The organism is Pseudoalteromonas sp. SWYJZ12 (assembly GCF_015864395.1).
Classification (GTDB): domain Bacteria; phylum Pseudomonadota; class Gammaproteobacteria; order Enterobacterales; family Alteromonadaceae; genus Pseudoalteromonas; species Pseudoalteromonas arctica.
In genome coordinates this window covers 67,688-94,544 of sequence record NZ_JADYXH010000007.1, presented here as the reverse complement: position 1 = coordinate 94,544, position 26,857 = coordinate 67,688, and the positions used below count along the sequence as shown (strand labels likewise).

Below are 26,857 nucleotides of genomic sequence, written 5' to 3'. Positions count from 1 at the left end.
AGTATATATTGATTAAAAAATGAATAATATTTTTTCATATAAAAATTATAACTTGTTTATTATTAAAACAAAGGCCAAGTTGAAACATGCTAAGTCAACTATTTCAAAAACCGTCCCCGATGATGGTAGGAATTGATATTGGATCGCACTCTATTAAGGCTGTGCTTTTACGTGAAATTGAAACAGGATTTCGACTCGAAGCACTTGCAATTGAGCCAATGCCAAAAGGCGCCATGAGTGAGCGCACAATTCAAGATATTGAAGCAATTGGTAATGTAATTTCAAAATTAAGAAGAAAATTACCAAAATCGTTAAAATCTGCTGCGGTGGCTGTTTCTGGTCAAACAGTTATTACTAAAGTGATCTTCATGGATGTATCGTTAACTGATGCTGAACTTGAATCACAAATTGAAATTGAAGCTGATAGTTTAATCCCATATCCTCTTGATGAAGTGAGCCTCGACTTTGAGAAGCTTTCGACGAATGAGGCCGATCCTAGTAAAATGAATGTTTTGCTTTCAGCTGCTCGTACTGAGAGTGTAGAAGCGCGTGTTGGCGCTTTAGAAGCTGCAAATTTAGAAGCTAAAATAGTCGATGTAGAAAGCTATGCATTAAGTCGTGCAATGGATGTTTACTATCAACAATTACCTAGCGATGCGTTTAATAAATGTGTAGCGGTGGTTGATATTGGTGCAGTTTTAATGCTTGTAAGCGTAGTACAAGCAGGGGAAACAATCTATACCCGTGACCAGGTTTTTGGCGGCGATCAATATACAAATAGTATTGTCGCTTATTATAATAAAGGCTTTGATGAAGCCGAAATTGGTAAAACATCAGGTGATTTACCACCAAACTATACCTTTGAAGTATTGGCCCCTTTTCAAACCTCGTTACTTCAACAGGTGCGACGTGCAGTGCAAATGTTTTTAACAACCAGTGGTAAAGAACAAATTGACTATATTGTCTTAACGGGTGGGACATCGATGATAAAAGGTATTGACCGATTGCTCATCGAAGAACTCGGTATTCACTCTGTCGTTGCTGAGCCTTTTGAGAGTATGGAAATTTCCCCTAAAGTAGATCGTAATGTGATGCAGCGTCACAAAACTCAGTTTGCAATTGCGACTGGGTTGGCATTAAGGAGTTTTTCAACATGCCATATATAAATCTACTGCCTTGGCGCGAATTACAACGCGAAGAATCGAAAAAGAAATTTGTAACTATACTTGTTGGTGTCGTTATAATTTGTTTTGCGAGTATGTACTTATTAAGCTCTTTTTATAGTGCATTAAAAGACGGTCAAAACTTAAAGAATAACTATTTAAGCTCAGAAATTAGCATGCTAGATAAAAAAATAAGTGAAATAAGAAGCTTAGATAAAAGAAAAGAAAACTTACAACAGCGTATGAGACTCATTGAAGAATTACAAAGCAGCCGTAATTTGGGTACACAAATAATGGATGAAGTTGCCAAAATAGTGCCCGGTGGCGTTTATTTAACAAAACTCGAGCGCAGAGGCAGCCAAATACATGTATTGGGACGCAGTGAATCTAATAATCGTTTATCAACTATGCTGCGCCAAGTACAAAGCTCATATTTACTAGAGAATCCTTCAATGCAAGGTATTGTTGCAGGCGATCAATCTTCGCGTTTACTTAGTGATTTTAATATGGAATTTTATGTAAAACCATTTGATAAAATTGGTGAGGTTAGCGATGAGCCTTGATTTTAAAGCACTGAGTGAAATTGATTGGAATGAAATAGAGCTCGATAACATTGGCGATTGGCCTATTGCAGTTAAAGCAATTTGCTGTACGTTTGTTGCCGGACTTGTATTGTTTTTTAGTTACAGCCTATTAGTTTCTGATGAAATTGATAGTTACCATAGTGCGGTTGCTAAAGAAGTTGAATTACGTACTACTTATCGTACTAAGTATGCTGTAGCGAGTAAGCTTGAAATCTATCGTCAACAAATGGTTGAAATGGAAGATAAGTTTTCACAGCTATTAAAACGTCTACCTACTTCAAACGAAACTCCTGGTTTACTTGATGATTTGTCGTATGTTGGGACAACGAGTGGCCTGACTTTTTTAAAAATAGGTTGGTTGCCAGAAGTCGAGAAAGAATTTTATACTGAATTACCGATTAAAATAGAAGTGATAGGGACCTACCATGAATTTGGTGAGTTTGTGGGTAAAGTAGCTCAGTTACCACGAATTGTAAGCTTACATGACTTTTCTATTTTATCATCGGGCGATAAACAGTTAACATTTAGTGTTGTTGCAAAAACATATCGTTATGAAGAAGGGGTTAAAAAATGAAACTCCTTCGCGTAGTACCTGTAGCAATAGCGTTTGTTTTAGCTGGTTGTAATGATGATACGTCTGAGCAAAAAGAATTCATTGATCAAGTCAAGGCAAGTACAACACCAAAGGTTGAATCAATTCCTGAGCTTACAAAGTTTGAAATATTTGAATATAGTGCAGGGCAGCTACGTAGTCCATTTGTAGCGCCCCAGCCTGAAATAATTCAAAATAAATTAACGCAAGTAAAAAACTGTTTGCACCCAGATCAAGAGCGTCGTCGCGAACCATTAGAGAAATACCCGCTAGATAACTTAGCAATGAAAGGCACAATTGGTTCTAGTGGACAAATATGGGCATTAATAACAGCAGCAGATGACACTTTACACCGCGTAACGTTAGGGAATTACCTTGGTAGTTATGATGGAAAAGTAAAAACAGTAAGCAATGATTATATAGAATTAGTGGAATTAATCCCTGATGGGTCTGGTTGTTGGAAAGAGCGCCTGACTAAATTAGAAATGTTAGAGGCGGCAACAGATGGCGCAAATTAATAATAAAAAAGGTAAAAATAGCATGTATAAGGACGTACTTTGGCTTCATCGTATTTCACGAGTATTATTGGTTGCTGTTGCTTTAGTCACTGTAAATACAGCCATTGCAGGGCCATTACTATATGATGTTCGTTATAACCCATTACTTAAAGGCGAGACTGAATTACAGCTTGTTTTTGATGAAGAGTTAACGCTTGAGCCAAAAGTTCAGGTGTTTAATAGCCCAGCCAGAATCGAAATGTTTTTTGATACTGCAGAGTTAGAGGTTGGTTTAAATGATGTTGCAGTTAATCAAGCTGGGATTAGCAATGTAACTAATGTTCTCACTGATAGTGGTTTAAAAGTAACAGTAAACCTAGATAGATTAAAAATTTATGAAACCGAAGTTCATAATAATTTAGTATCAATACGCGTATCGGACAACCCACTTACAGAATCTGAAAACGAAGATGTAGTGATGGATTCAGGTGATGTAAGCGGAAATTATATTAATCGTATTCAGTCAATTGATTTCAGACGTGGTGAAAAGGGCGAAGCTAAAGTACTCGTATTTTTACAAGACACTCAAGCTGCAATTGAAGTACATGAGAGCGGCGGAAAAATTTATGCAGACTTCCATCATACTGATATTTTAGATGACTTACTTTATGAGCTGGATGTATTAGATTTTGGTACTGTTGTAAGTAATATTGAGACTTTTAAAGAAGATGGATTAAGTCGTGTTGTTATTGAGCCAAACGCTCAGTTTACATTTACGTACCAGCAAATAGATAATATTTTAACGCTGACGGTAGAAAAAGATGAAACGCAAAACGCCTATTTAGACGGTGGCGTTGAGTACCAAGGTCGCCCTATGACCTTAAATTTTCAAGATATCTCTGTGCGTGCAGCACTACAAATTATTGCGGGTTATAACGATTTTAACTTAGTAACCAGTGATTCAGTGACAGGTAATATAACACTGCGCTTAGATGGCGTACCGTGGGATCAAGCGCTTGACGTAGTATTGCGTATTAAAGGGCTAGACAAACGAATGGATGGCTCTATTTTAATGGTAGCGCCTGCAGAGGAGCTTGCGGCACGTGAAGCTAAGGATTTAAAAGCTAAACAGCAAGTTGAAGACTTAGAACCACTCTATAGTGAATACATTCGATTAAACTATGCTAAAGCCGAAAATTTTGCTGACTTATTAAAAACAGATAGGAACAGTATTATAACTGCCCGTGGTAGTGTATCGGTTGATCAGCGTACAAATACTTTATTAGTGAAAGATACTGTTAAGAGTATAGAAAACATTCGCCGGATGATAGAAACACTCGATATTCCGGTACAGCAGGTTGTAATCGAATCTCGAATGGTAACTGTGCGCGATAACGTTACTGAAGACTTAGGCGTACGCTGGGGCTTTAGTGATCAAGGCAGTAGTGTTGGTATTTCTGGCTCCCTTGAAGGCGCTGAAGGTATTTATAATGCGACATCAACTTCAAATGCGCCAAGTATTTCAGATCGATTAAATGTAAATTTACCAATTTCTAATCCTGCGGCCAGTATTGGTTTGCACATAGCAAAATTGGCTAACGGTACATTAATTGATTTAGAGCTAAGTGCGCTTGAAGAAGAGAATAAAGGCGAAATTATTGCTAGCCCGCGTATCATAGCGGCTAATCAGCAAAAAGCGCGAATAGAGCAAGGTACTGAAATCCCTTACACTGAGTCAGCTTCAAGTGGTGCTACTACTGTAAGCTTTAAAAAAGCGGTACTAAGCTTAGAAGTAACCCCTCATATCACACCTGATAATAAAGTAATTCTAGACTTAATTATTACTCAAGACACACGTGGTGATACTGTACAAACGGGAACAGGTGAAGCAGTGTCAATTGATACCCAAGAGATTCAAACTCAAGTGTTAGTTGAGAATGGACAAACCGTAGTACTCGGTGGTATTTTCCAGCAGCAGATCATTAATACTACGAGTAAAGTGCCAATTTTAGGTGACATTCCTTACGTAGGAAGACTATTTAAAACCACAAGTGAGTTTAATGAAAAGCGTGAATTACTTATTTTTGTGACACCAAAAATACAAATTGATTAAAATACAGTGGTTTTATGTTAACCAACGGGTGATTATTTAGATTAATTGCTCGTTATATGGCTTTTTATGCTAATTGACTTGAAATACCCCCGCAATTACTGAGATAATCCCCTCCTTAATTTTGGGGCCAGGTCGTTAGGCGGGGTTTTATTTCAAATTTTAGAGTTTGTTTGTACTAAAAGATATGGCTGAGAAACGTAATATATTTCTAGTTGGCCCCATGGGGGCTGGCAAAAGCACGATTGGTCGTCACATCGCTGACCAATTACACCTTGAATTTGTTGATTCTGATCAAGAAATCGAACGCCGCACAGGTGCAGATATTGCATGGGTATTCGATCTTGAAGGTGAAGAAGGCTTTAGACTTCGAGAAGAGTCTGTTATTGGCGATTTAACCGAGATGCAAGGTATTGTACTTGCTACCGGTGGTGGTTCAGTAATGAGCAAAGAAGTTCGAAACAAGCTTTCGGCTCGAGGTATCGTTGTATACCTAGAGACACCTATAGAGAAGCAAGTTGCACGCACGCAACGCGACAAGCGTCGCCCATTACTGCAAACTGAAGAAGCACCTCGTAACGTACTAGAGCGCTTAGCAGAAGAACGCGAGCCACTATACAAAGAAGTTGCTGATTTTGTTGTACGTACCGATGAGCAAAGCGCTAAAGTTGTTGCTAACCAAATCATCGAGAAATTAGATTTTTAAAAACCAATAATAAAGGAATAGCCAAGCATGCTTAAATTAACTGTTAATTTGGACGAGCGAAGTTATCCTATTTATATTGGGCAATCTGCACTTCAAGATAATGGCCGCCTGGTTCACCACATTGGTGATTGTCGGCCTATCATCATTACTAATGACACAATAGCGCCTTTATATTTGCAAAGGTTACTTGATTCATTAGCTGATCTAAATCCGCTATCTTTTATTATTCCTGACGGTGAGCAATATAAATCACTAGAATGGTTTGAAAAAATATCAGCATTTTTACTACAAAATAACTGTGGCCGAGATACGTGTTTAATTGCGTTAGGTGGCGGTGTTGTAGGTGACCTAACTGGTTTTGTAGCGGCTTGTTATCAGCGCGGCGTACCGTTTATTCAAATACCAACGACAGTGCTTTCACAGGTTGATTCATCGGTAGGTGGAAAAACGGCAGTAAATCATCCGTTAGGTAAAAATATGATAGGGGCATTTTATCAGCCTCAAGCGGTTTTTATTGATACGCAAACATTACACACTCTACCTGCACGAGAGTTTGCAGCAGGTATGGCTGAGGTAATTAAGTATGGTCTGATTTACGATACCGAATTATTTGCCTATTTAGAGCGAAATGTGACTAATTTACAGCAACTAGATGAAGCATGCTTACAGCATATCATTTTTAGATGTTGTGAAATAAAAGCGCTTATAGTTGCTCAAGATGAAAAAGAACATGGCTTACGGGCTTTGTTAAACTTAGGCCATACATTTGCCCATGCAATTGAGGCACAGATGGGTTATGGCGTTTGGTTACACGGCGAAGCTGTTGCAACAGGAATGGTATTAGCAGCTAAACTTGCCAAGACACGCCAAGATTTAAGCGCAGATGAAGTTGATCGAATTATTAAGCTGCTTGAGCTATATAATTTACCAACAGAAATTCCAAAGCAAATGACTAGCGAGCAGTTTTTAACGCATATGCGTAAAGACAAAAAGAATAAAAAAGGCACTATCCGCTTTATTCTACCTACCCAATTTGGCCAGTGTGCATTAGTTGATAATGTATCTGATGATCAAGTTAGAGACTTAATCGAGCAGTAAATGCAGTCACAAATTTTACCAAGCCGTGCGGCTTTGGTGGATAGAATCGCACTGCAATTTGAGTACGGGCAAAATTTAATTGTTTTACTTGGCACTTCTGGGCTAGGTAAAAGTTATATGCTCGAAACCTTCATTACAGATAAATACAACGACTTTAATAAAGCCTTCGTGCAAGTAAGTGCGCAAATGACTGATGCTCAGCTAATGAGTGAGTTATTAGAGCAAAGCTTTAACTCTCCCCTGATTGATCATAACTTAAGTTTACCTGAAAACTATTACCAATTACTGCAGCAGCAACCATGCGGGCCATGTTTATGGGTACTTGATGGCGGTAGGCAATTATCTGATGAGATGTTAATTGAGCTTGAGTTACTTTCTAAAAACAGCCCAAATACGCTATATATTATAATAGCTTCACAGTCTAAACTGGCTTTAAATAACGCTGTTGAAATTTATCTGGAGCCGCTAACGCTTCGAGAAAGCAAGATGTTATTGCAGTGGTACTTTACAGACTTACCCTATGATGAAGACCCTGTATTTAGTACTTTTTTAGCTGAGGCTCACGGTAATCCCAGCTTATTGCTTGCTTGGCAACCTAGTGAGCACATAGCCGATATTATTGTTAAAGACAAAGTGTCTTGGCGATTACACTTATTGATTTTGATGTTGCTGATTATGCTTTTAATTATTGGTCTGCTTTATAAGTCGGATATGACGCAGTGGTGGCAACAGTATTATCAGCAAGAAGAAACACAAGTAGTAAATACAGCAATATCTATAGAGCAAGTAAGTGAGCCGGCTATAAAGAAAAATGACTCAATAATTAACTTAAATGACCCCAAAGTTGTTGAGCCAGATATTAAGCCAGAGCGTGTACACATTAATGATGTGCCTGCCATAATGCAAAGCCTTACCGAACCTGGCAACACAGTTAACGTATTAGACAATGATGTTGATGATAGTACTAATAATAAAAGCAGTGTATCAAGTGACGTTAAATCTGAAGCTCTAAAAGTAAATACAGCAGAGCAAACTCAGATCAGCCAAGATAATATATGGTACATGCAGCAAATAGATACAAATAGTGTTATTCAATTATTAGCCGTAACTCAGCAGGAAGTTAGCGATAATTTTATTGCTCAATTCAATCTACAGCAGCAAACTCATACTTACCAAACAAAGCGAAATAATAAAATATGGTGGGTTGTTACATTTGGCAGTTTTGAAAGTATAAACGAAGCAAAATCAGCAATGGATACTTTATCTGCTGAGGTTAGAAAAAATAAACCTTTCTATAAAAAAATTAGTAAAATAAAGCAAGAAATAGCACTCGTTGATCAGTAAAACACACTGCTTTAGTGTAAAATCGCGCAACACCAGATTGAAGTAAAGAGCCAATGCAGCAAAAGAGTAGAGCCTTCCTTAAATGGGCCGGCGGAAAATACAGCCTAGTTGAAAATATTAATGCGCGATTAAACCAAGCTAGCAAGCATGCTGATACGTTGATTGAACCTTTTGTTGGTGCAGGCTCTGTGTTTTTAAATAGTGACTTTAAACACTATATTCTCAACGATATAAATGCAGACTTAATTAACTTATACAAAGAGCTAAAAAGCTCTCCAGATGAGCTGATTAGTGACGCTAAAAAGTTATTTGTAGATTTGAATAATCACGCAGATGCTTATTACGAATATCGTGTGCAGTTTAATCAAAGTCGTGATGTATATGAACGTTCAATATTGTTTTTATACATGAACCGCCATGGTTACAACGGACTCTGTAGGTATAATTTAAAAGGTATTTTTAATGTGCCTTTTGGTAAATATAAAAAGCCTTACTTTCCTGAAAAAGAAATGTATTTTTTTGCTGAAAAAGCACAAAAAGCAACCTTTACCTGTTTAGATTACGATGACGTTTTTAAGTTAGTGCCTAACAATGCAGTTATTTATTGCGACCCACCTTATGTACCATTAAGTAAAACCGCTTCTTTTACGTCTTACGCTAAAGGGGGGTTTAATTTAGATGATCAGGCTAATTTGGCTAATCTGGCTGAGAAGGCTGCCTTTGAAAATGATACACCAGTGCTTATCTCTAATCACGATACCGTATGGACTCGAAAAATTTATAGCCAAGCATCACTTGACCAAATTCAAGTAAAGCGCACTATTAGCCCCAAAGGTGGCTCTAGAAATAAAGTTGACGAGTTGATGGCTATGTATTTAGCACCCAAGCAACCACAGCGTAAATTGCGATAACAAAAGCAATAAATAGTACAACCGCAATTAGGATGATAGAGACAGGAGAGTGTTGTTTAAAATCGACTTGGCGTTTATTTTCAGATTGAACACCAAAAAATGCTGCTAGCACACTTTGCAACGCACTAAAAAATTGCAGCATTATTTAAAATAAAGGTTTTAAAGATGGAGTGTTTTTAGAATCATCAGAGCTAGTAAGTAGCTCTAGTAAATCGAGGTAATGAAACTGAGCACTACGGCTATCGCCAGTTAACCACGAAAACCACGATGACTCTTCTTCGGCTTTAATACACGTGATTGTAGTTAATGTGTTTTGAGCACTTATCACTTGTGTATTATGACAATTACCCACTGAGCTTAATTCTTGCTCAGAGCTTGAACCAAAGCTAAACGCCCCGATAAGCAGTAATGCCGACGCAATTAATATCCCAGTTTTAAAAGCACGCATGATGAAATCCAATAATTTGTTACTTTTTTAATCATAGCAAATATTGATTAAATATCAAACTTAAAGTTACCTGAAATAGGGGCTATTACGCCATATTACTTGGGTAACATCTTCAATTAAGTTACATTAACGCAATACACTATTTATTGATGGAGTTAATCATGTTTAACCCAGAGCAAAAATATTTAATAGCCCCTTCTATTTTGTCTGCTGATTTTGCAAAACTAGGCGAAGATGTTGATAAAGTACTCGAAGCGGGCGCTGACGTGGTTCACTTTGATGTAATGGATAATCACTATGTACCTAATCTCACAATTGGTCCTATGGTGTGTAAAGCACTAAGAGATTACGGCATTACAGCACCTATCGACGTACATTTAATGGTTAAGCCTGTAGATAGCCTTATTCCATTGTTTGCAGAGGCTGGCGCATCAATTATTACTTTTCATCCAGAAGCCAGTGAGCACGTCGATCGTACAATACAGTTAATAAAAGATCACGGCTGTAAAGCAGGCTTAGTGTTTAACCCTGCTACAAGCTTAAGTTATTTAGATCATGTTATTGATAAGCTAGATACCATTTTACTTATGTCGGTTAACCCTGGTTTTGGCGGGCAAAGCTTTATCCCTCATACGCTTGAAAAATTACGCCAAGCTAAACAGCGTATTATTGAGTCAGGCCGAGATATTCGCTTAGAGGTTGATGGTGGGATTAAAGTCGATAACATTGCAGCAGCAGCACAAGCGGGTGCTGATATGTTTGTTGCAGGCTCAGCTATTTTTAATCAACCAGATTACAAGGTTGTGATTGATCAAATGCGTAAACAGCTTGGAAGTGTTAAGTAATGAAGTACGATGTCGCCTTATTTGATTTAGATGGTACCTTGGTTGATAGCGTTTACGACTTGTATATTGCTATTAATTTAACCTTGAGTGGTCTTGCTTTCCCTATTGTTAGTCAACGCTTGGTTGAAAGCTGGGTCGGTAATGGGGTTGAAGTCCTCGTTAAACGCGCTTTGAGTGGCGATATGCAAGTGAGTGAACATCTAGATGAGTCACTTAGTAGCAAAGCAATATTACAGTTTTACAAGCACTATGAACAACAAGTTGGTGAGTATAGTGTGCTGTACCAACATGTAGAAACCGGGCTTGCAGCACTTCGTGGTATGCCTAAAGCATTAATCACTAATAAGTCTCGAATATTTACAGAAAAATTACTCGACAAACTGGCACTAACGAGTCATTTTGATGTGATTGTATGTGGTGACGACATGGCAAAAAAACCATCGCCAGAGCCATTGCTGTTTGCCTGCAAAAAACTAAATGCGGAGCCTAATAAAGCAATAATGATAGGGGATTCTAAAAGCGATATACTTGCAGCTAAAGCCGCTAATATAGACGTGATTGCACTTAGTTACGGTTATAACCAAGGTGAAAATCTTGAGGATTATAATCCGCAGTACCTATGCGATAACTTCTTAGATATAATACCTGTTCTAACGCAGCGTTAAATATTATTAATTAAGCAAAATAAAGGAAAATCATGAGTAAACCAGTAGTTTTAAGCGGCATTCAGCCAACCGGTGGTATGACAATAGGCAACTATGTTGGCGCTATTAACCAGTGGCTAAAGTTACAGGAAGACCACGAAAGTTTCTTTATGTTAGTAGACTTACACGCTATTACGGTTCGCCAAGAGCCTGAATTACTGCGCTCTCGAGTGTTGGATGGTATTGCTCTTTACGCAGCATGTGGCATTGATCCTGAAAAATCTGCGTTATTTGTACAATCACAAGTACCTGAGCACGCACAGTTAGCGTGGGTATTAAATTGTTACGCGCAAATGGGTGAGCTTAATCGAATGACTCAGTTTAAAGACAAGTCATCTAAGCATGCAAATAACGTAAACGTGGGCTTATTTTCGTATCCGGTATTGCAAGCTGCAGATATTTTATTATATCAAGCTGATCAAGTACCCGTCGGTGAAGATCAAAAGCAACACTTAGAGCTGACTCGCGATATAGCAACACGCTTTAATAATTTATACGGCGACGTATTTAAATTACCAGAGCCGTACATTCCTGAGTTTGGTGCACGCGTAATGAGCTTGCAAGACCCACTTAAAAAGATGTCTAAGTCTGACGAAAACCCAAATGGTTACATCATGTTATTAGATGAGCCTAAACAAATTGTGAAAAAGCTTAAAAAAGCAGTAACAGATTCAGATGAACAAGCACGTATTTATTTTGATCGCACAGAAAAGCCTGGCGTATCAAACTTGCTTACTTTATTGAGTGTTGCAACTAAGCGCTCAATAGAAGACCTAGTTCCTGAGTATGAAGATAAAATGTATGGCCATTTAAAGAAAGATACAGCAGATGCAGTTGTAAACATGATTGAGCCAATACAAGCACGTTTTAAAGAGATCAGAGAAGATCAAAACCTACTTAATAGCATAATGAAATCAGGTGCTGAAAAAGCAAGTGTACGTGCTGAGAAAACATTGAAATCGGTATACGATGCGCTTGGTTTTATACCTCGCGGTTAAATTATATATAAATTTAAAAACAAAAAATGCCGCTTTACTAAGCGGCATTTTTTATATAATACTGATTAATTGAGTTATATTTTATATAGAAGCTTATTTGCCCGCCACTTTATAACTCTAAAGTACTTAATACCGACTTTCCTTATGGTGGGTAAGCAAAACCTCTATTTATTTAATAGAGGTTTTAAGTAATGCCCAGTATGTGAACGCTCACATTCGGCTACTTCTTCTGGCGTGCCTGCAATGAGTATTTCACCACCGCCAGCTCCGCCTTCAGGTCCTAAATCGATAACCCAATCTGCTGTTTTAATTACATCGAGGTTGTGCTCAATAACAACAATTGTATTGCCGTGATCGCGCAGACGATGAAGTACAACAAGCAGCTGTTCAATATCAGCAAAGTGTAAGCCTGTTGTTGGCTCATCTAATATGTAGAGCGTTTTACCAGTATCACGCTTTGATAGCTCGCGTGCTAATTTTACACGTTGCGCCTCACCACCAGAGAGAGTAGTAGCGGCTTGACCTAAACGCACGTACGACAAACCAACGTCCATCAGCGTTTTAAGCTTACGCGCAATAGCCGGTATTTTATCAAAGTAATCATGAGCGTCTTCAACAGTCATCTCAAGCACTTGGTGTATGTTTTTACCTTTGTATTGTACTTCGAGGGTTTCGCGGTTATAGCGTTTACTCTTACATACATCACACGGTACATACACATCAGGTAAAAAGTGCATTTCAACTTTAATTAAGCCATCACCTTGGCACGCTTCACAGCGTCCGCCTTTAACGTTAAAGCTAAAGCGACCTACTTTGTAGCCACGTGAGCGCGCTTCTTGTGTACCTGCAAATAACTCACGAATGCCGGTAAATATACCTGTGTAGGTTGCCGGGTTTGAACGCGGAGTACGACCAATCGGACTTTGATCAATATCGATCACTTTATCAAAATGATCTAAACCACTAATTGATTTATATGGTGCCGCTTCGGCAGTTGTTGCGCCATTTAGCTCTGTATGAGCAAGTTTAAACAAAGTGTCGTTTATTAACGTTGATTTACCCGAGCCCGATACACCTGTCACACAGGTCATTAAACCAAATGGGATTTTTAAATCCACATTTTTAAGATTATTACCTGTTGCGCCAAATAGCTCTAGCCATTTGTCGTTTGTTGGGTGACGTTCTTTTGGTATTTCTATTCTACGTACGCCTGATAAAAACTGGCCCGTAACAGACTCTTTGCTTGCTAAAATATCGTCGCGTGTTCCTTGAGCAATAATATGCCCACCATGAACACCCGCGCCTGGGCCAATATCAATAATATGGTCAGCGGCACGAATAGCATCTTCATCGTGCTCTACCACAATAACGGTGTTACCTAAGTCGCGTAAATGTACCAATGTTTGTAATAAACGGTCGTTATCGCGTTGATGCAGCCCAATAGATGGCTCATCTAGTACGTACATTACACCTACAAGGCCTGCACCAATTTGGCTCGCTAAGCGAATACGCTGAGCTTCACCACCTGATAGTGTGTCGGCGCTGCGCTCAAGTGATAAGTAATTTAGGCCAACGTTAATTAAAAACGATAAACGGTCGCGAATTTCTTTTAGTATTTTTTCAGCTATTTGGCCTTTTTGTCCGGTTAGCGTTAACCCTTCAAAAAACTCCATAGCTTCACCAATACTCATGCACGTGATTGCAGGTAAGTTGGTTTTTCCAATAAATACATTTCGAGATTCTTCGCGTAAACGCGAGCCATTACAGCTAGGACATGCTTGGCTTGTTTGGTATTTAGCAAGCTCTTCGCGTACTGAGTTTGACTCAGTTTCGCGGTAGCGGCGATTCATGTTGTTTAACACGCCTTCAAACTCATGATTGCGCGTAATTAAATCGCCACGGTCGTTACGGTAATTAAACGCAATTTTAGTGCTACCAGAGCCATCTAAAATAATTTTTTTCGAGTCGCTGTCTAAATCTTGATAAGGCACATCTAAATCAAAACTATAATGCTCAGCAACAGCTTGTAGCATTTGATAGTAATAAAAGCTGCGTTTATCCCAGCCTTTAATTGCACCGCCAGCAAGACTTAACTCTGGGTTATGCACTACGCGATTAGGATCAAAATATTGACGTATACCTAAACCATCACAGGTTTGGCACGCACCAGCAGGGTTATTAAACGAAAACAAACGCGGTTCTAGCTCAGTCATTGCATAGCCACAAGTAGGGCAGGCAAAGTTTGCTGAGAATAGAATTTCTTCAGCGCTGCTATCATCCATGTATGCTACATGTGCAACGCCATTAGACATTTCAAGCGCGGTTTCAAATGACTCTGCTAAGCGTTGTTGTAAGCCATCTTTTACTTTAAATCTGTCTACAACAACTTCTATTGTATGTTTTTTATGAAGCTCAAGTGTTGGTGGATCAGACAAGTCACATACTTCACCGTCTATACGGGCGCGAATATAACCTTGGCTTGATAGCTGCTCTAATAACTTAACATGCTCACCTTTACGCTCTTTTACTATTGGCGCAAGCAGCATTAACTTACTGCCCTCAGGCAGTGCCAAAACAGTATCTACCATTTGACTAACGGTTTGCGCAGCAAGTGGTAAATCATGTGTAGGGCATCGTGGTTCGCCAACGCGGGCAAACATAAGTCGTAAATAATCGTAAATTTCGGTAATAGTACCCACAGTTGATCGTGGATTATGAGACGTTGATTTTTGCTCAATAGAAATTGCAGGAGAGAGGCCTTCGATGTGATCTACATCAGGCTTTTCCATAAGCGATAAAAATTGTCTTGCATACGCAGAAAGTGATTCAACATACCGGCGTTGTCCTTCTGCATAAAGTGTATCAAATGCAAGTGATGACTTCCCCGAACCAGATAGACCAGTAATAACTATTAATTTATCACGTGGGATGGTTAGGCTGATGTCTTTTAAATTATGCGTACGGGCGCCTCGGACTTCAATGTTTTCCATGCTATCTCGTTTATTACCAAAATTATTTACTCAGTATCGCATAATACGAAGCAATATTAATCCTTGATCAATGAAAAATCCTTACTTATAGGCGATTAATTATTGCCAAGCTTATGGTAGAATCCCAACCTCAATTTTTCATAGAGTAAGATCACGCAGATAATGACCGCATCTTCACTTAATTCACGAGAAAAACGCGCCGCAGTATCGCTGGCGAGTGTGTTTGCATTTAGAATGCTCGGCTTGTTTATGCTGATGCCTGTATTGGCTATTTATGGACAATCGCTTGAAGGTTTTTCGCCTATTTGGATTGGTTTTGCCATTGGTGCGTATGGTTTAACGCAAGCCGTATTGCAAATACCTATGGGTCGATTATCCGATAAGATTGGTCGTAAAAAGGTTATTGTTGGTGGCTTAGTCGTATTTGCTATTGGCTCTGTAGTTGCTGCATTAGCTGACTCTATTCAAATGGTTACCGTAGGCCGCGCTCTACAAGGTATGGGCGCAATAGCCAGTGCGCTACTCGCGTTTGCTTCAGATTTAAGCCGCGATGAGCAACGACCAAAGGTAATGGCCGTTATTGGTATGAGCATAGGAATGAGCTTTGCCTTTGCTATGCTACTTGGGCCAATTGTTGCAGCTTCGTGGGGTATTGCGGGTGTATTTTGGTTGACTGCTATTTTAGCTGTTTTTGGTATATTTATAGTGACTATGCTAGTGCCAAATGCGGTAAATAAAGCGCCCAAAGGCGATACATTAGCAAGCTTTAGCGACATTAAAAAACTAATTAAGCACCCTCAGTTAGCACGATTAAATGCAGGTGTATTGCTATTACACTTAACGCTAACCACAATATTTGTCGTACTGCCGAGTCAATTAATTAAAGATGGCTTAGTTGCCGACCATCACTGGTATTTGTATATTCCAGTGCTATTTTTAGCATTTTTATTAATGGTACCAATAATGATTGTAGCCATTAAAAAAGAGAAAGAAAAACAAGCATTTATTGGCTCAGTAGCCTTGTTAACTATTAGTATGCTAGCAATGTCGGTATGGGTTAATAGCGTAGTAGGCATTGCTGTGTGTATGCTGCTTTATTTTGTGGCGTTTAACTTTTTAGAAGCGACTATGCCTGCGCTTGTATCGCGAATAGCACCTGCAAGCCAAAAAGGTTCGGCAATGGGTGGCTACTCATCTAGTCAGTTTTTAGGCGCCTTTTTAGGCGGTATGTTAGGTGGTTATGTAGCACAAACTACAACGACGCAAGCTGTGTTTGCGGCAGCGGCACTTGTTGGGTTAATATGGCTTATTATTGCGTGGAAAATGCAAGTCCCACCCAAAAGTAAAGTTATTAGTTTAATGACCAAATTAGATTCTGAAGAGCATGCTCAAACACTTGCTTCTCAGTTAGTTGCTTTACCAGGCGTAATAGAAGCAACTGTGGTTCGCGATGAAAGTCGCAGCTATTTAAAGATTAATGATAAAGAATTTGACCTAGACCAAGCACGTAAAGTAGCTGGTTTAATCTAACATTTATAGGAGATGGTTCCATGGCACGCGGTGTGAACAAAGTAATTTTGGTTGGTAATTTAGGGCAAGATCCTGAAGTTCGTTATATGCCTAACGGCAATGGTGTAGCAAATATTACCTTAGCAACTTCGGATAGCTATAAAGATAAAAACACTGGCCAAATGGTTGATAAAACTGAGTGGCATCGTGTTGTGTTCTTTGGCAAATTAGCTGAAATTGTTGGTGAATATTGTCGTAAAGGTTCACAAATTTATGTTGAAGGTAAGCTTCAAACACGTAAGTGGACCGATCAACAAGGCCAAGAAAAATACACTACAGAAATAGTTGTAGATGGCTTTACTGGTCAAATGCAAATGTTGGGCGCACGTGGTGGCGATCAGCAAAGTGGTGGTTACCAAGGTAATCAGCCGCAAGGTGGACAACAAGGTGGTGGTTACCAAGGTAATCAAGCGCAAAGTGCTCAACAAAGCGGCGGTTACGGTCAAAATAATCAAGGCCAAAATAACCAGCAACAAGGTGGTTACGCTCCACAACAGCAAGCAGCACCTGCAGCGCAATCTCAGTCAGCGCCTGCGCCACAACAAAATAATCAATACCAACAACCGCAAGGCGGCTTTGCACCACAACAAAATAGTGCACCGCAGCAGCAAGGTGGTTTCGCTCCTAAACCACAAAATGCTCCACAAGGCGGCGCATCAAACCCAATGGAACCAACCATTGATTTTGACGACGATATCCCGTTTTAGTTCTGGAACTTTTAAAGTGTTAAGTTAAATGCTTTTATAAAGAAGCAACTTACAAACCCAGCGTAATTGCTGGGTTTTTTGTGCGCACTAAAACGTACAATGAAATAGTAGAAGTAATAATTTTCATTTTTTAATTTATCTATTGGCATGAATACCCATCTTGCAAAGCTTATTAAACGCAAAATCTACGTAAAACTATAATCCACTATTTAAATAAATACTTGAGTCATTAAAGTGATTTAATGATTACCTATATCAAATACCTACCGTAATATTTCCTATTGGCTCGAGCCTAGTTTTTTTAACTTAAAAGAAAAATTTATAAAATAGAATTTGACTCCTAATAATTTATATGTGAAATTTCATATATTCGATTTTTCATATATTCGATTTTTCATATATTCATTTCAACAAAGGTTGAGTTATAAATGTTAGAAGTTAATGGGTTACCAAATACAAATAAAGCACACAGTTTTGTTCCACACACTACAAATTTTAACGTCAGCTTTTCTGAGCATAAACCTAAAATTTTATTGTTATATGGCTCATTAAGAGCGCGCTCTTATAGCAAATTGGTAGTAGAGGAAAGTGCGCGTTTATTAACACATTTTGGTGCAGAGGTTAAAATTTTCAACCCTGAAGGTTTACCTCAAACCGATAGCGAAGATGAATCACACCCTAAAGTACAAGAGCTTCGAGATTTAATGCTTTGGTCAGAAGGGCAAGTATGGTGCTCGCCAGAACGTCACGGCGCAATGACGAGTATATTCAAAAACCAAATTGACTGGATACCTCTTAGTTTAGGTGGTGTAAGGCCAACGCAAGGTAAAACATTAGCTGTGCTGCAAGTTTGTGGTGGCTCACAATCATTCAATGTGGTGAATCAACTGCGAGTACTAGGGCGTTGGATGCGTATGGTAACAATACCTAATCAGTCGTCGGTGCCACAGGCTCATTTGGAATTTGAAGAAAATGGGCGTATGAAACCCTCTCCACTTTATAATCGGATTGTTGATGTTATGGAGGAGTTGATGAAGTTTACTTTATTACTGCGGGATCAAAAAGATTACTTTGTAGATCGCTACTCAGAACGTGTTGAATCGGCTGATAAGCTTAGTGAGCGAGTCAATCAACGTTCTATTTAGGAGGATGTAATGGGGTTGTTTGAACGATATTTATCGGTTTGGGTAGCATTGGCTATTGCTGCTGGTGTTGCTAGTGGCTCAGTAGTGCCCGAGTTTTTTAACGTTGTTGCAGGTTTGGAGTATGCTCACGTTAACCTGGTTATCGCTGTACTTATTTGGTTAATGATTTACCCAATGATGGTGAAAATCGATTTTTCATCTATTAAAGACGTTGGTAAAAAGCCAAAAGGATTGTTATTGACGGTTGTACTTAATTGGCTTATCAAACCATTTACTATGGCGCTGTTAGGTTGGCTATTTTTTAAGGGCATATTTGCAGACTGGGTCGATCCAAAAACGGCAACTGAATATATTGCAGGTATGATTTTACTCGGTGTAGCTCCATGTACTGCAATGGTGTTTGTATGGAGCGAACTTACTAAAGGCGATGCTAATTATACGCTAGTACAGGTATCTATTAACGATATAATTATGATTTTTGCGTTTGCACCTATCGCTGGTTTATTACTGGGTGTAACCGATATAACAATTCCATGGGATACGCTATTTTTATCGGTGGTGTTATATGTACTTGTACCGTTAATTTTAGGTGCGTTGACGCGTAAAAAACTAGATAACACTGGGGATCATTCTCGTCTCAATCGGTTTTTAGGCATTATGAAGCCGTATTCTATCGTGGGCTTGTTAGCGACCGTTACTTTGTTATTTGGTTTTCAGTCACAAACTATTTTAGCTAAACCTGAAGCGATTGTACTTATAGCTATTCCGCTGCTTATTCAAACTTACGGTATTTTTGCTATTGCCTATTTTACTGCAAAAAAAATGAAACTTGAGCACAACATAGCTGCGCCAGCGTGCATGATCGCAACATCGAACTTTTTTGAATTAGCGGTTGCCGTTGCTATTTCATTGTTTGGATTACACTCAGGAGCTGCACTTGCAACCGTAGTCGGTGTGTTAGTTGAAGTACCTGTGATGCTGAGCTTAGTTTGGTTCGCAAATAGAACGCGCCATTGGTTTAAGTAAGAAGAGCTAGCAGTAATTGTTATACATAATAACCCAGATAGTAGGACTTCCCGTAATGTATTAAGCACTATTAAAGCCTCGGGCTATGGGCCTGTGTAATAGAGTGTCTCAAAGAGGGTTGAACAAAATTACAATTATAGGCGCTACTTTCAGACGTAGGTATTGCAGTTAAAGCTACGCTTCGCGTAACAAAATTTCCAGCTAGAGAGCTTGCTTTACTAAAGGAGGACATAACGGAAGATACGATTTTAGAGACTATGCTTGAGTATTTGATATTAGTTGATAGGCCGATTTTTTGTACTGTAAAGGGTATAGGGCTTTGTTGCCCTAGTAAAACAGGTTTGAACTCATTAGAAAGGGAGGCAGTGGACGAGTTTTCCAAGCAGATGGCCAAGCAATACTGCCAGAGCACGATAAAGCAGAAGTATTGACTCTATACACATTGCAAATTAAACCTATCGCTTTATAAGGTCTCGTTTATGCGAGGCTTTTTTTTAAGAACTCCTTATAAATGTTTAAACTTAGTTTGAGCCTTGTACTTATGCAGATCTTGAACAACACTTTAGTTAATAATTTAACGAGTGAGTACGCCATGCAACAAAGCAAACTCTGGTTTTTAAAGCAATTCAAAGGGATTTATTTCACTTTTATAGCGTGTGTACTTCTGAGTTTTAATTTTTTATTAAACGATGCATTACATCAAAAGATACATGCGTCAGGGCAGCAATTGGTCAAACAAGTACATGAATTAAATTTAGCACCTTTGATAAATAACGAGGTGTTGCTCGCGTTGGCTAAAAGTGAAGGGTTTATGCTTGAAGCGCAGCCTTCCTCTTCACACTTTATGCATTTAGTGAGTGTTGAGCGCGAAGTATTTAGCTATAAAACACTCAGTTTGAGCTTGTATCATTATCCGGCCTGGGTGATGCAAAGTTACTTATTTTTATTGCTAAACTTAATTATTATAGGGACTGCAGGTTGGTCTTTTCGCTGGTGGAGCTTACTTAAAATAAGTCGAGAAACTATAAACACACCAACTGTCTCCACCAAAAAGGCTAAACAAAAGCAGCAAAAAACAATGTTTATTAAGCAAGTGAAAAACTGCGAACTGAGCTCTTTATATGGAGTGAACCCAGCAACCCATCACTTATTTTTACTTGTTAGCTGCAGTTGTAACTTTGATCAAAATATAGATATACAAGCGAGCTTTAACGTATTAGTGGCTAAAACATTTTCTGAACTTAGAGGGCGATCGGTAAACGTCGTTGACTCTAATTACCTAGCGATTACTTTGCGAGGCGTCCCTGTTACTGAATTAGATTGCTACGTTGCACGATTACATAAGTGTGTATTTGTATTATGTCAAAATAATCAAAAAGGTATTACTCGTAAAAATATTAAAATAGGCGCATGCGATTATAAATTAGGTGCAGACGAAATAATGGTAAATCAATTTGCAAGGTCAGCACTTACATTGTCGCAAAGTAGTTTACTGCAGCATTGCCATCGTTTACCACTGCATCATAGTCAAGAAAGAGCGCTATCTAGTGAACAAGTAATCGAAAATATTGAAAAGAATAAATTCATATTGTTTTTTCAGCCATTATTTGAACTCTCAAGTGGTGATATTTTACAGCACGAAGTCCTAATTAGAGTTCGCCACAGCAAACATGGTTTGCTTGCCGCTCGATATTTTATTAATCAAATTTATAGTGATCAAGATACCTTAATATTAGATAAGGCAGTGATAAACAAAGTTAAAAGATTAATACAAAGTGAGTCATCGGCTTTAACCGTAAGTGTAAATTTGCATCCCAATAGCTGGTTTAATGATGAATTTTGGCATTGGTTGTCCGGCCAACTGACACAATTAAAATTCAACGCCAAGTTACAATTTGAGATACGTGAAGAAGATTTTTTTACACAAAGAAAAAAAATAACGAATGCATTAAATATAATCAAAAAAAATCGCTCTCAAGTAATTATCGATAATGTACAAAATAGTGAGAAAATTACGGCTTTGATCAATCACAATGAAGTATGCGCTCTTAAACTATCGTATGAACTTGTTCGCTTAGTCCATGAGAAAAATCACAATCAAATACAAATTAAAAAGATAGTAGAGGCAGCTAAACTACTAAATTTACCAGTTTATGCTGTTGGCGTAGAAACACAAAAAGAGCTATTTATGCTCGAAAAACTAGGGATAGTGGGCGCGCAAGGGTTTTATTTTTCAGAGCCTTTGCAAGAATTTACTAAAACAGTATTTCATTAGCATTTAGATTAACCCTCTATATTTGAGCCCATCTAAACCCTGAAGCCCACCAGTATGAACAGCAATTATTTTACTCCCAGATGGGAAATAATCTTGCTCAATAAGCTGCCACAATGCATACATCATTTTTCCGCTATAAATAGGCTCAAGTGGCAGACTATAAGTGTGACTCATATCTTGGCAAAACTGCCATAACTCAGGAGAAAACTTACCATAGCCACCACCATGAAACTCGGTGAGTAACTGCCAGTTAGTTTGATTATTGGCTTTAGCGCTCAGCTTTTTTATTTCTTCATTTAAATAATTAGCTTGTTTTAATACTGCTACACCAATCACTTGTGTTGTTGAAGCACTGCCTTCTATTAATCCAGCAAGCGTGCCACCACTACCGGTAGGGCACACTAAGTAGTTATGCTCAGGTAAGCTTTGTACTAACTCTTTACATCCTAATAAGGCGTGCTCGTTTGTACCACCTTCAGGAATAATATAAGCATTTGGAAAGCGCTCTTGCAGAGCATTAAGGTAATCGGTGTCGTGGCGTTTTCGATACTCTATACGATTAACTACATGTAGGTTCATACCACAATGTTTTGCAAATTGGATTGTTGGGTTGTTGTTATCCAGTTCAGGTCCGCGAATAATCGCGCGAGTTTTTATATTAAATTCTTTTCCGGCAGCTGCACAGGCGTGAATATGGTTTGAAAACGCACCACCAAAAGTCAGAAGTTCTGTTTTATTTATCTTTTGCATGTACGCTAAATTATATTTTAATTTACGCCATTTATTGCCACTTATTAGCGGATGGAGCAAATCATCACGTTTTATACCTAAATAAATATTTCTCTTTTTTAGAAACGAGCTATCTATTTGTTGAATATAGTTATTTTCATCTATTTTGAATGTTTCATGCATTTTGTTGGTTTTCAATTTGGCAAAGTAGTTAAAATGTACGACACTTATTTCATACATAATTAACAATAGTAGCTATATGAAAGAAAAGCTGTTTTCATGGTTAAATCGTAGTTTAGATCCAAATACAGCTATTGGTGTTGCAACTTACGCAGATACTGTTAACGCAGTATGTTTAAAAAAACAACGCGACCAATGGATGGTTCACAGTTCTCACAGTGTAAATGTGTCTGAGCAAACCGATTATACCGCTGCAATTGTTGCTTGTACAAATGAGGTTTCTACTGATATTTGTGCAGTTAATTTAGTCATACCGCACTACTTTTATCAAATAGTGCAAATGGATAAACCAAACCTTAGTGATGAAGAAATTATTCAGTCACTCCCTTGGACTACAAAAGACTTAGTTGATATAGCTTCTGAAAATATTGTGGCTGATTTTATCGATTATCCAATAACATTACCGATGCAAAGCAGCAAAATGAATGTGTTTATTACGAATAAGCTGCAACTACTTCCGTTTATAGACAGTTTTGAACAAACTAAACCTGTTTTGCGTGCAATGACCTCTGAAGAAATGGTTTTAGTTACCTTGTTTGGCTCATACAAAGAGGCGCATATGCTGATTGTGCAACATGCTAATCATGAACCTCGAATCTTAATTATTCGTGATGGGCAATTAGTATTAGCTAGGCGATTAAATGGTTTTTTAGGTATTTCTGATAAAGATCAAAATCAAGAATTGGTAGAAGCGTTAGGATTAGAAATTCAGCGTTCTATGGACTTTTTTGAAAGCCAGCTCAAGCAACCACCAATTCGCAGCATTCAGTTACAGTGCGATGATTTATCTTCATTAACTCTTAGAGCCGGGCTTGCAGAGTTTTTACAAGTAAAAGTTGTAGATTTTGAGCCTAACTTAGAATTAGCGCAGCAATTAGAGCCAAATTTTTATTATGCGCTTGGGGCAGCCTATCAATTAACAGATCCTGAGTCTGTGCTATGAAAACCCGGATTAACTTTTATCAAAAAACCTTACGCGTACGGCGAGACCCAGTCCCTTTATCGGGAATGATTACGTTGTGGTTAGGTGCGCTATTAATTATTGCAATCACGTGGGCTTTTTACAGTTATAAAACATATTCTAGTGAGCTTGATTTAGAACAAAATAGGCAATACCTCAAACAAGGAAAAGCTCAGTTAGAAGTTGTAAAACAACAGTTAGCAGAGAAACAAAATAAAACACTCTTTATTAATGAGCTAAAAACACTTCAGCAAGAGGTTTTACACAAGCAGCAAATATTTAGCTATTTAGAGCAAAGTTCAGATCAGTCTGCAACCGACTACGCACAGGTAATGCACGATTTAGCGAAGTATCATGAACCTAATATTTGGCTGACCCACATTAAGTTTGTAGGGCAGAGTGTGACGCTTCAAGGTCAAACATCGCAATCAAAATTCTTACCAATTTGGTTTGATAATTTAAAACAGTCGCCATTTTTTATTGATAAAGAGTTTTCAGTTTTAGAGTTATCTACGCAAGCAGGTGTGAGTGAATTTAATGTAGCGACAGACCTTAGTGATGAGGGCGATAAACCATGAGCCAAACAACAAGTAGCCCGAATAATAAAAATAAAGGTTGGCCATTATGGGTCAAATACCAAGCTCAGTTTGCATCGTTGCAAAAACGTGAGAAGTATTCCACCTTATTTGTTGGTTTGTTTATAGTGATTTACCTCGGTCTCTGGTTCGTTATTTTTCCACAGCAAGATGAAGTTGCCAACATACGTTCAAAGCACAATACAACGCTGCAAGAGTTACAGCAGATAAATGCGCAACTCTCCATGTTAAACCAAGCACTAAACTACGACTACACTAAGGTTTTACGCGGTCAAATTGCACAAACCAGAGATGAATTAGCCGAAATAAATAATCAACTTAGTAGTTTTAGCCAAGGCTTTGTAGCTGCTAAAAATGTACCTGCCGTTTTAAAAGATTTGCTCGTAGATAGTAGCGACGTAAAAGTGAGTAGCTTTAATGTAAAACCAGCACGGGCTATCGATGTAGAAAAACTAGGTGAACATGATACGCAAACATTATTTTTTGAGCATCAGATGGTAGTTACTTTGCAAGGTAGCTACTTTAGCTTACAAAAATATTTAGCCGCATTAAAAAATAATCAAGATAAGTTATTAATACAAGAGTTTAGTTATCAGGTACTAGAGTACCCTCAGGCTGAATTAACTTTACAAATTGCTACAGTGAGCGCTAATGAAAAATTTATCGCGTTATAGTATTTGTACTTTGGCTTTTTACATTATTGCGCCGAGTGCGCTTGCGCAACTTCGCGATCCGACTCAGCCAAATATGTTTGTGAGTAACAATAGTCCAGTTAAGCAAAGTACAGAACTTAAATTGCAATCTATTATTAAAAACAGTACAGCATTTAAGGCCATTATTTCAGGCCATATTTATCGAGTTGGTGATGCTGTAGATGATTTTCGGGTGCTAAGCATTAACTCAAAACAGGTTGTGTTAGCAAATGATGATAAACAAATAAAATTAGAATTATATGACTATGAAATTAAAAAATAATTTATCTCATCCGTGGCTTGTTCTTCTATTGTTACCTACATTTTTAACTGCGTGCCATAGCTTTAAACCAGGTAAAGAGGTTAAAAATCATATAGAGCAAGAGTTATCTGAAAGACCTACAGAGACTAAAGTAATTGTGCCTTTACAAATGCCAAGCGAACTTACACAAAGCTTATTGTCATCTATAAATAATGAGCAAACAATAAGTGATGATTTATCTATCAAGCGTTTTGATGTCGCTGCAAATGATGTTGAAATAGGCGCTTTTTTTGCAGGCTTAACAGACGATACCCCTTTTAGTGTTGCTGTGCATCCTGAGGTAAATGGCACAATTAATTTAAATCTTAAAAGCGTTACGTTTAATGAAGTCATTAATGTTATTAAGCGTATGTATCCTTTAGATATTGTTAATGAAGGACGAATTGTACAAGTACTACCAGCCAAAATGCGCACAGAAACAATACCTGTAAATTATTTAATGATGCAACGCCATGGTCAGTCTACAGTGAGTGTTGTTGCTGGTGGGGTGAGTCAATTTGCACAAAGTGGCAGTGGTTCGAGTGGTTCAAGTTCAGGTAATAGTAACCAGCAAAATAGTGAATTTGGCGGCGATAATCAAAGCTTAGATTTAAATGGTTCTCGAATCCAAACAATTAATAAAAACGATTTTTGGAAGGAATTAGAAGTTGCCCTTAAGTCTTTAATTGGCGCAAGCGATGGGCGCTATGTTGTTGCAAGCCCACAAGCTAGTTTGGTAACCGTAAATGCATTACCAAGCGAAATTAGTCAGCTAAAAGAGTTTTTACGTCAAAGCCAAGAAAACCTGCAACGCCAAGTTATTTTAGAAGCAAAAATAATAGAAGTAACCTTAAAAGATGAGTACCAACAAGGGGTCAACTGGGAGCGCATAGCCAGTGGTTTAGAAGGCGGTATTTCGTTTGCTACAACAGCGGGTTCTACAATTAGTAATAGTATTTCGGCTGCCATTGGCGGAGCGTCATCGCTGACAATTCAAAAGGGTGACTTTAACGGGGTTATTAATTTGCTAGAAACCCAAGGTGATGTGCAAATGTTATCTAACCCTCGCGTTACGGCTACAAACAACCAAAAAGCAGTTATAAAAGTAGGGCAAGACGAATACTTTGTTACTAATGTATCAAGTACGACGGTAACTGGTACTGCTACAACTACCTCGCCTGAGATTGATTTAACACCGTTCTTTTCTGGTATTGCCCTTGATGTAACGCCGCAAATTGACAAGTACGGCTCAGTTATTTTGCATGTTCACCCTTCAGTAACTGAAACAGAAGAGCAGCTAAAGGTAATTACTTTAGACGATCAACGTTTTGAATTACCTCTAGCGCAGAGCAACATTCGAGAGTCAGATACCGTTATTCGCGCTCAAAGTGGCGAAATAGTGGTTATTGGTGGTTTGATGCAAACGTCAACACAGGATGAAGAATCAAAAACACCCGTACTGGGTGATATCCCCATATTTGGCAACTTATTCAAAAGTATTCGTAAACGCCAAGAGAAAAAAGAACTAATTATTTTAATCAAACCAACCGTTGTTATGCCCGATACTTGGAAAAAACAACAAGGTGAAAGCCGTCAGCTTTTAAAAACATGGTATGAAAACTAACT

The 26,857-nt window shown here is 38.3% G+C and carries 27 protein-coding genes; 23 read left to right on the top strand and 4 right to left on the bottom strand.

What is annotated here, in order from left to right; genetic code table 11:
• The first annotated feature begins 86 nt into the window (after window positions 1-86).
• The 9 genes from I6F42_RS10715 to I6F42_RS10675 all read left to right on the top strand — a co-directional run bounded on the left by I6F42_RS10715 (window position 87) and on the right by I6F42_RS10675 (window position 9,005).
• The gene (locus I6F42_RS10715; RefSeq protein ID WP_033013026.1) at window positions 87-1,166 is read left to right on the top strand and encodes a pilus assembly protein PilM; all 1,080 of its coding nucleotides are present in this window, start codon (window positions 87-89) and stop codon (window positions 1,164-1,166) included.
• Complete coding sequence (locus I6F42_RS10710; RefSeq protein WP_010553797.1) at window positions 1,154-1,726, top strand: PilN domain-containing protein; 573 nt, start codon at window positions 1,154-1,156, stop codon at window positions 1,724-1,726. The genes I6F42_RS10715 and I6F42_RS10710 overlap by 13 nt, the downstream gene beginning before the upstream one ends.
• The gene (locus I6F42_RS10705; RefSeq protein WP_010553796.1) at window positions 1,716-2,321 is read left to right on the top strand and encodes a type 4a pilus biogenesis protein PilO; all 606 of its coding nucleotides are present in this window, start codon (window positions 1,716-1,718) and stop codon (window positions 2,319-2,321) included. The genes I6F42_RS10710 and I6F42_RS10705 overlap by 11 nt, the downstream gene beginning before the upstream one ends.
• A complete protein-coding gene (locus I6F42_RS10700) occupies window positions 2,318-2,857 on the top strand; it encodes a pilus assembly protein PilP (RefSeq protein WP_010553795.1) in 540 nt (179 codons plus the stop codon). The genes I6F42_RS10705 and I6F42_RS10700 overlap by 4 nt, the downstream gene beginning before the upstream one ends.
• On the top strand, window positions 2,844-4,949 hold the full coding sequence (locus tag I6F42_RS10695; protein ID WP_010553794.1) for a type IV pilus secretin PilQ: 2,106 nt from the start codon (window positions 2,844-2,846) through the stop codon (window positions 4,947-4,949). The genes I6F42_RS10700 and I6F42_RS10695 overlap by 14 nt, the downstream gene beginning before the upstream one ends.
• Window positions 4,950-5,133: 184 nt before the next feature.
• Complete coding sequence (gene aroK / locus I6F42_RS10690) at window positions 5,134-5,652, top strand: shikimate kinase AroK (RefSeq protein ID WP_004589350.1); 519 nt, start codon at window positions 5,134-5,136, stop codon at window positions 5,650-5,652.
• A 27-nt stretch (window positions 5,653-5,679) separates the two neighbouring features.
• Window positions 5,680-6,750 carry a 3-dehydroquinate synthase gene (aroB, locus tag I6F42_RS10685; RefSeq protein ID WP_010553793.1) on the top strand — a complete coding sequence of 357 codons (1,071 nt, stop codon included), beginning with the start codon at window positions 5,680-5,682 and terminating at the stop codon, window positions 6,748-6,750.
• Window positions 6,751-8,094: an AAA family ATPase gene (locus tag I6F42_RS10680; RefSeq protein WP_010553792.1), complete on the top strand. Its 1,344-nt coding sequence runs from the start codon at window positions 6,751-6,753 to the stop codon at window positions 8,092-8,094.
• A gap of 53 nt (window positions 8,095-8,147) precedes the next feature.
• The gene (locus I6F42_RS10675) at window positions 8,148-9,005 is read left to right on the top strand and encodes a Dam family site-specific DNA-(adenine-N6)-methyltransferase (RefSeq protein ID WP_197152101.1); all 858 of its coding nucleotides are present in this window, start codon (window positions 8,148-8,150) and stop codon (window positions 9,003-9,005) included.
• Here I6F42_RS10675 and I6F42_RS10670 read toward each other — a convergent pair.
• Both I6F42_RS10670 and I6F42_RS10665 read right to left on the bottom strand, forming a co-directional pair.
• Window positions 8,962-9,147, bottom strand: coding sequence for a DUF2970 domain-containing protein (locus I6F42_RS10670; RefSeq protein WP_007586286.1), 186 nt, complete (start codon window positions 9,145-9,147; stop codon window positions 8,962-8,964). The genes I6F42_RS10675 and I6F42_RS10670 overlap by 44 nt on opposite strands.
• Window positions 9,148-9,150: 3 nt before the next feature.
• On the bottom strand, window positions 9,151-9,453 hold the full coding sequence (locus I6F42_RS10665) for a hypothetical protein (RefSeq protein WP_197152098.1): 303 nt from the start codon (window positions 9,451-9,453) through the stop codon (window positions 9,151-9,153).
• Window positions 9,454-9,614: 161 nt separating this feature from the next.
• Here I6F42_RS10665 and rpe point away from each other — a divergent pair, with 161 nt between their 5' ends.
• From rpe to trpS, 3 genes are read left to right on the top strand one after another with little or no spacing between them, the layout of a single operon-like run.
• On the top strand, window positions 9,615-10,298 hold the full coding sequence (gene rpe / locus I6F42_RS10660) for a ribulose-phosphate 3-epimerase (protein WP_165721225.1): 684 nt from the start codon (window positions 9,615-9,617) through the stop codon (window positions 10,296-10,298).
• Entirely contained in the window at window positions 10,298-10,963 is a 666-nt protein-coding gene (locus I6F42_RS10655; protein WP_010553788.1) for a phosphoglycolate phosphatase, read from the top strand. Before rpe ends, I6F42_RS10655 begins: the two co-directional genes overlap by 1 nt.
• A 32-nt stretch (window positions 10,964-10,995) precedes the next feature.
• Entirely contained in the window at window positions 10,996-12,000 is a 1,005-nt protein-coding gene (gene trpS / locus I6F42_RS10650) for a tryptophan--tRNA ligase (RefSeq protein WP_024589884.1), read from the top strand.
• Window positions 12,001-12,164: 164 nt separating this feature from the next.
• Here trpS and uvrA read toward each other — a convergent pair whose 3' ends face one another.
• Window positions 12,165-14,990 (bottom strand): excinuclease ABC subunit UvrA, encoded by a 2,826-nt coding sequence (gene uvrA, locus I6F42_RS10645; RefSeq protein ID WP_024589880.1) that lies wholly within the window; start codon window positions 14,988-14,990, stop codon window positions 12,165-12,167.
• 162 nt (window positions 14,991-15,152) lie between these two features.
• On the opposite strand from uvrA, the gene I6F42_RS10640 reads away from it, so the two are divergent.
• The 6 genes from I6F42_RS10640 (at window position 15,153) to I6F42_RS10615 (ending at window position 21,712) form a co-directional block, all read left to right on the top strand.
• Window positions 15,153-16,520 (top strand): MFS transporter, encoded by a 1,368-nt coding sequence (locus I6F42_RS10640; RefSeq protein WP_010553785.1) that lies wholly within the window; start codon window positions 15,153-15,155, stop codon window positions 16,518-16,520.
• Window positions 16,521-16,540: 20 nt separating this feature from the next.
• A complete protein-coding gene (ssb, locus tag I6F42_RS10635) occupies window positions 16,541-17,266 on the top strand; it encodes a single-stranded DNA-binding protein (protein WP_197152097.1) in 726 nt (241 codons plus the stop codon).
• 428 nt (window positions 17,267-17,694) lie between these two features.
• Window positions 17,695-18,411, top strand: coding sequence for an arsenical resistance protein ArsH (arsH, locus tag I6F42_RS10630; RefSeq protein ID WP_010553783.1), 717 nt, complete (start codon window positions 17,695-17,697; stop codon window positions 18,409-18,411).
• 9 nt (window positions 18,412-18,420) lie between these two features.
• Window positions 18,421-19,437, top strand: coding sequence for an ACR3 family arsenite efflux transporter (arsB, locus tag I6F42_RS10625; RefSeq protein ID WP_010553782.1), 1,017 nt, complete (start codon window positions 18,421-18,423; stop codon window positions 19,435-19,437).
• 161 nt (window positions 19,438-19,598) lie between these two features.
• Window positions 19,599-19,868 (top strand): ArsC/Spx/MgsR family protein, encoded by a 270-nt coding sequence (locus I6F42_RS20410; protein ID WP_096058045.1) that lies wholly within the window; start codon window positions 19,599-19,601, stop codon window positions 19,866-19,868.
• Between the two features lie 80 nt (window positions 19,869-19,948).
• On the top strand, window positions 19,949-21,712 hold the full coding sequence (locus I6F42_RS10615) for an EAL domain-containing protein (protein ID WP_197152096.1): 1,764 nt from the start codon (window positions 19,949-19,951) through the stop codon (window positions 21,710-21,712).
• A gap of 3 nt (window positions 21,713-21,715) precedes the next feature.
• On the opposite strand, the gene I6F42_RS10610 is transcribed toward I6F42_RS10615, so the two are convergent.
• Window positions 21,716-22,624, bottom strand: a complete 909-nt coding sequence (locus I6F42_RS10610; protein ID WP_197152095.1) for a 1-aminocyclopropane-1-carboxylate deaminase/D-cysteine desulfhydrase — start codon at window positions 22,622-22,624, stop codon at window positions 21,716-21,718.
• A 76-nt stretch (window positions 22,625-22,700) separates the two neighbouring features.
• Between I6F42_RS10610 and I6F42_RS10605 the strand changes: the two genes are divergently transcribed.
• From I6F42_RS10605 to mshL, 5 genes are read left to right on the top strand one after another with little or no spacing between them, the layout of a single operon-like run.
• Entirely contained in the window at window positions 22,701-23,624 is a 924-nt protein-coding gene (locus I6F42_RS10605; protein WP_007586312.1) for a hypothetical protein, read from the top strand.
• Window positions 23,621-24,220: a PilN domain-containing protein gene (locus I6F42_RS10600; RefSeq protein WP_225305713.1), complete on the top strand. Its 600-nt coding sequence runs from the start codon at window positions 23,621-23,623 to the stop codon at window positions 24,218-24,220. Before I6F42_RS10605 ends, I6F42_RS10600 begins: the two co-directional genes overlap by 4 nt.
• Entirely contained in the window at window positions 24,217-24,912 is a 696-nt protein-coding gene (locus I6F42_RS10595; protein WP_197152094.1) for an agglutinin biogenesis protein MshJ, read from the top strand. Before I6F42_RS10600 ends, I6F42_RS10595 begins: the two co-directional genes overlap by 4 nt.
• Window positions 24,890-25,213, top strand: coding sequence for a hypothetical protein (locus I6F42_RS10590; RefSeq protein ID WP_007586318.1), 324 nt, complete (start codon window positions 24,890-24,892; stop codon window positions 25,211-25,213). Before I6F42_RS10595 ends, I6F42_RS10590 begins: the two co-directional genes overlap by 23 nt.
• Entirely contained in the window at window positions 25,197-26,855 is a 1,659-nt protein-coding gene (gene mshL, locus I6F42_RS10585; protein ID WP_197152135.1) for a pilus (MSHA type) biogenesis protein MshL, read from the top strand. Before I6F42_RS10590 ends, mshL begins: the two co-directional genes overlap by 17 nt.
• Window positions 26,856-26,857: the final 2 nt, after the last annotated feature.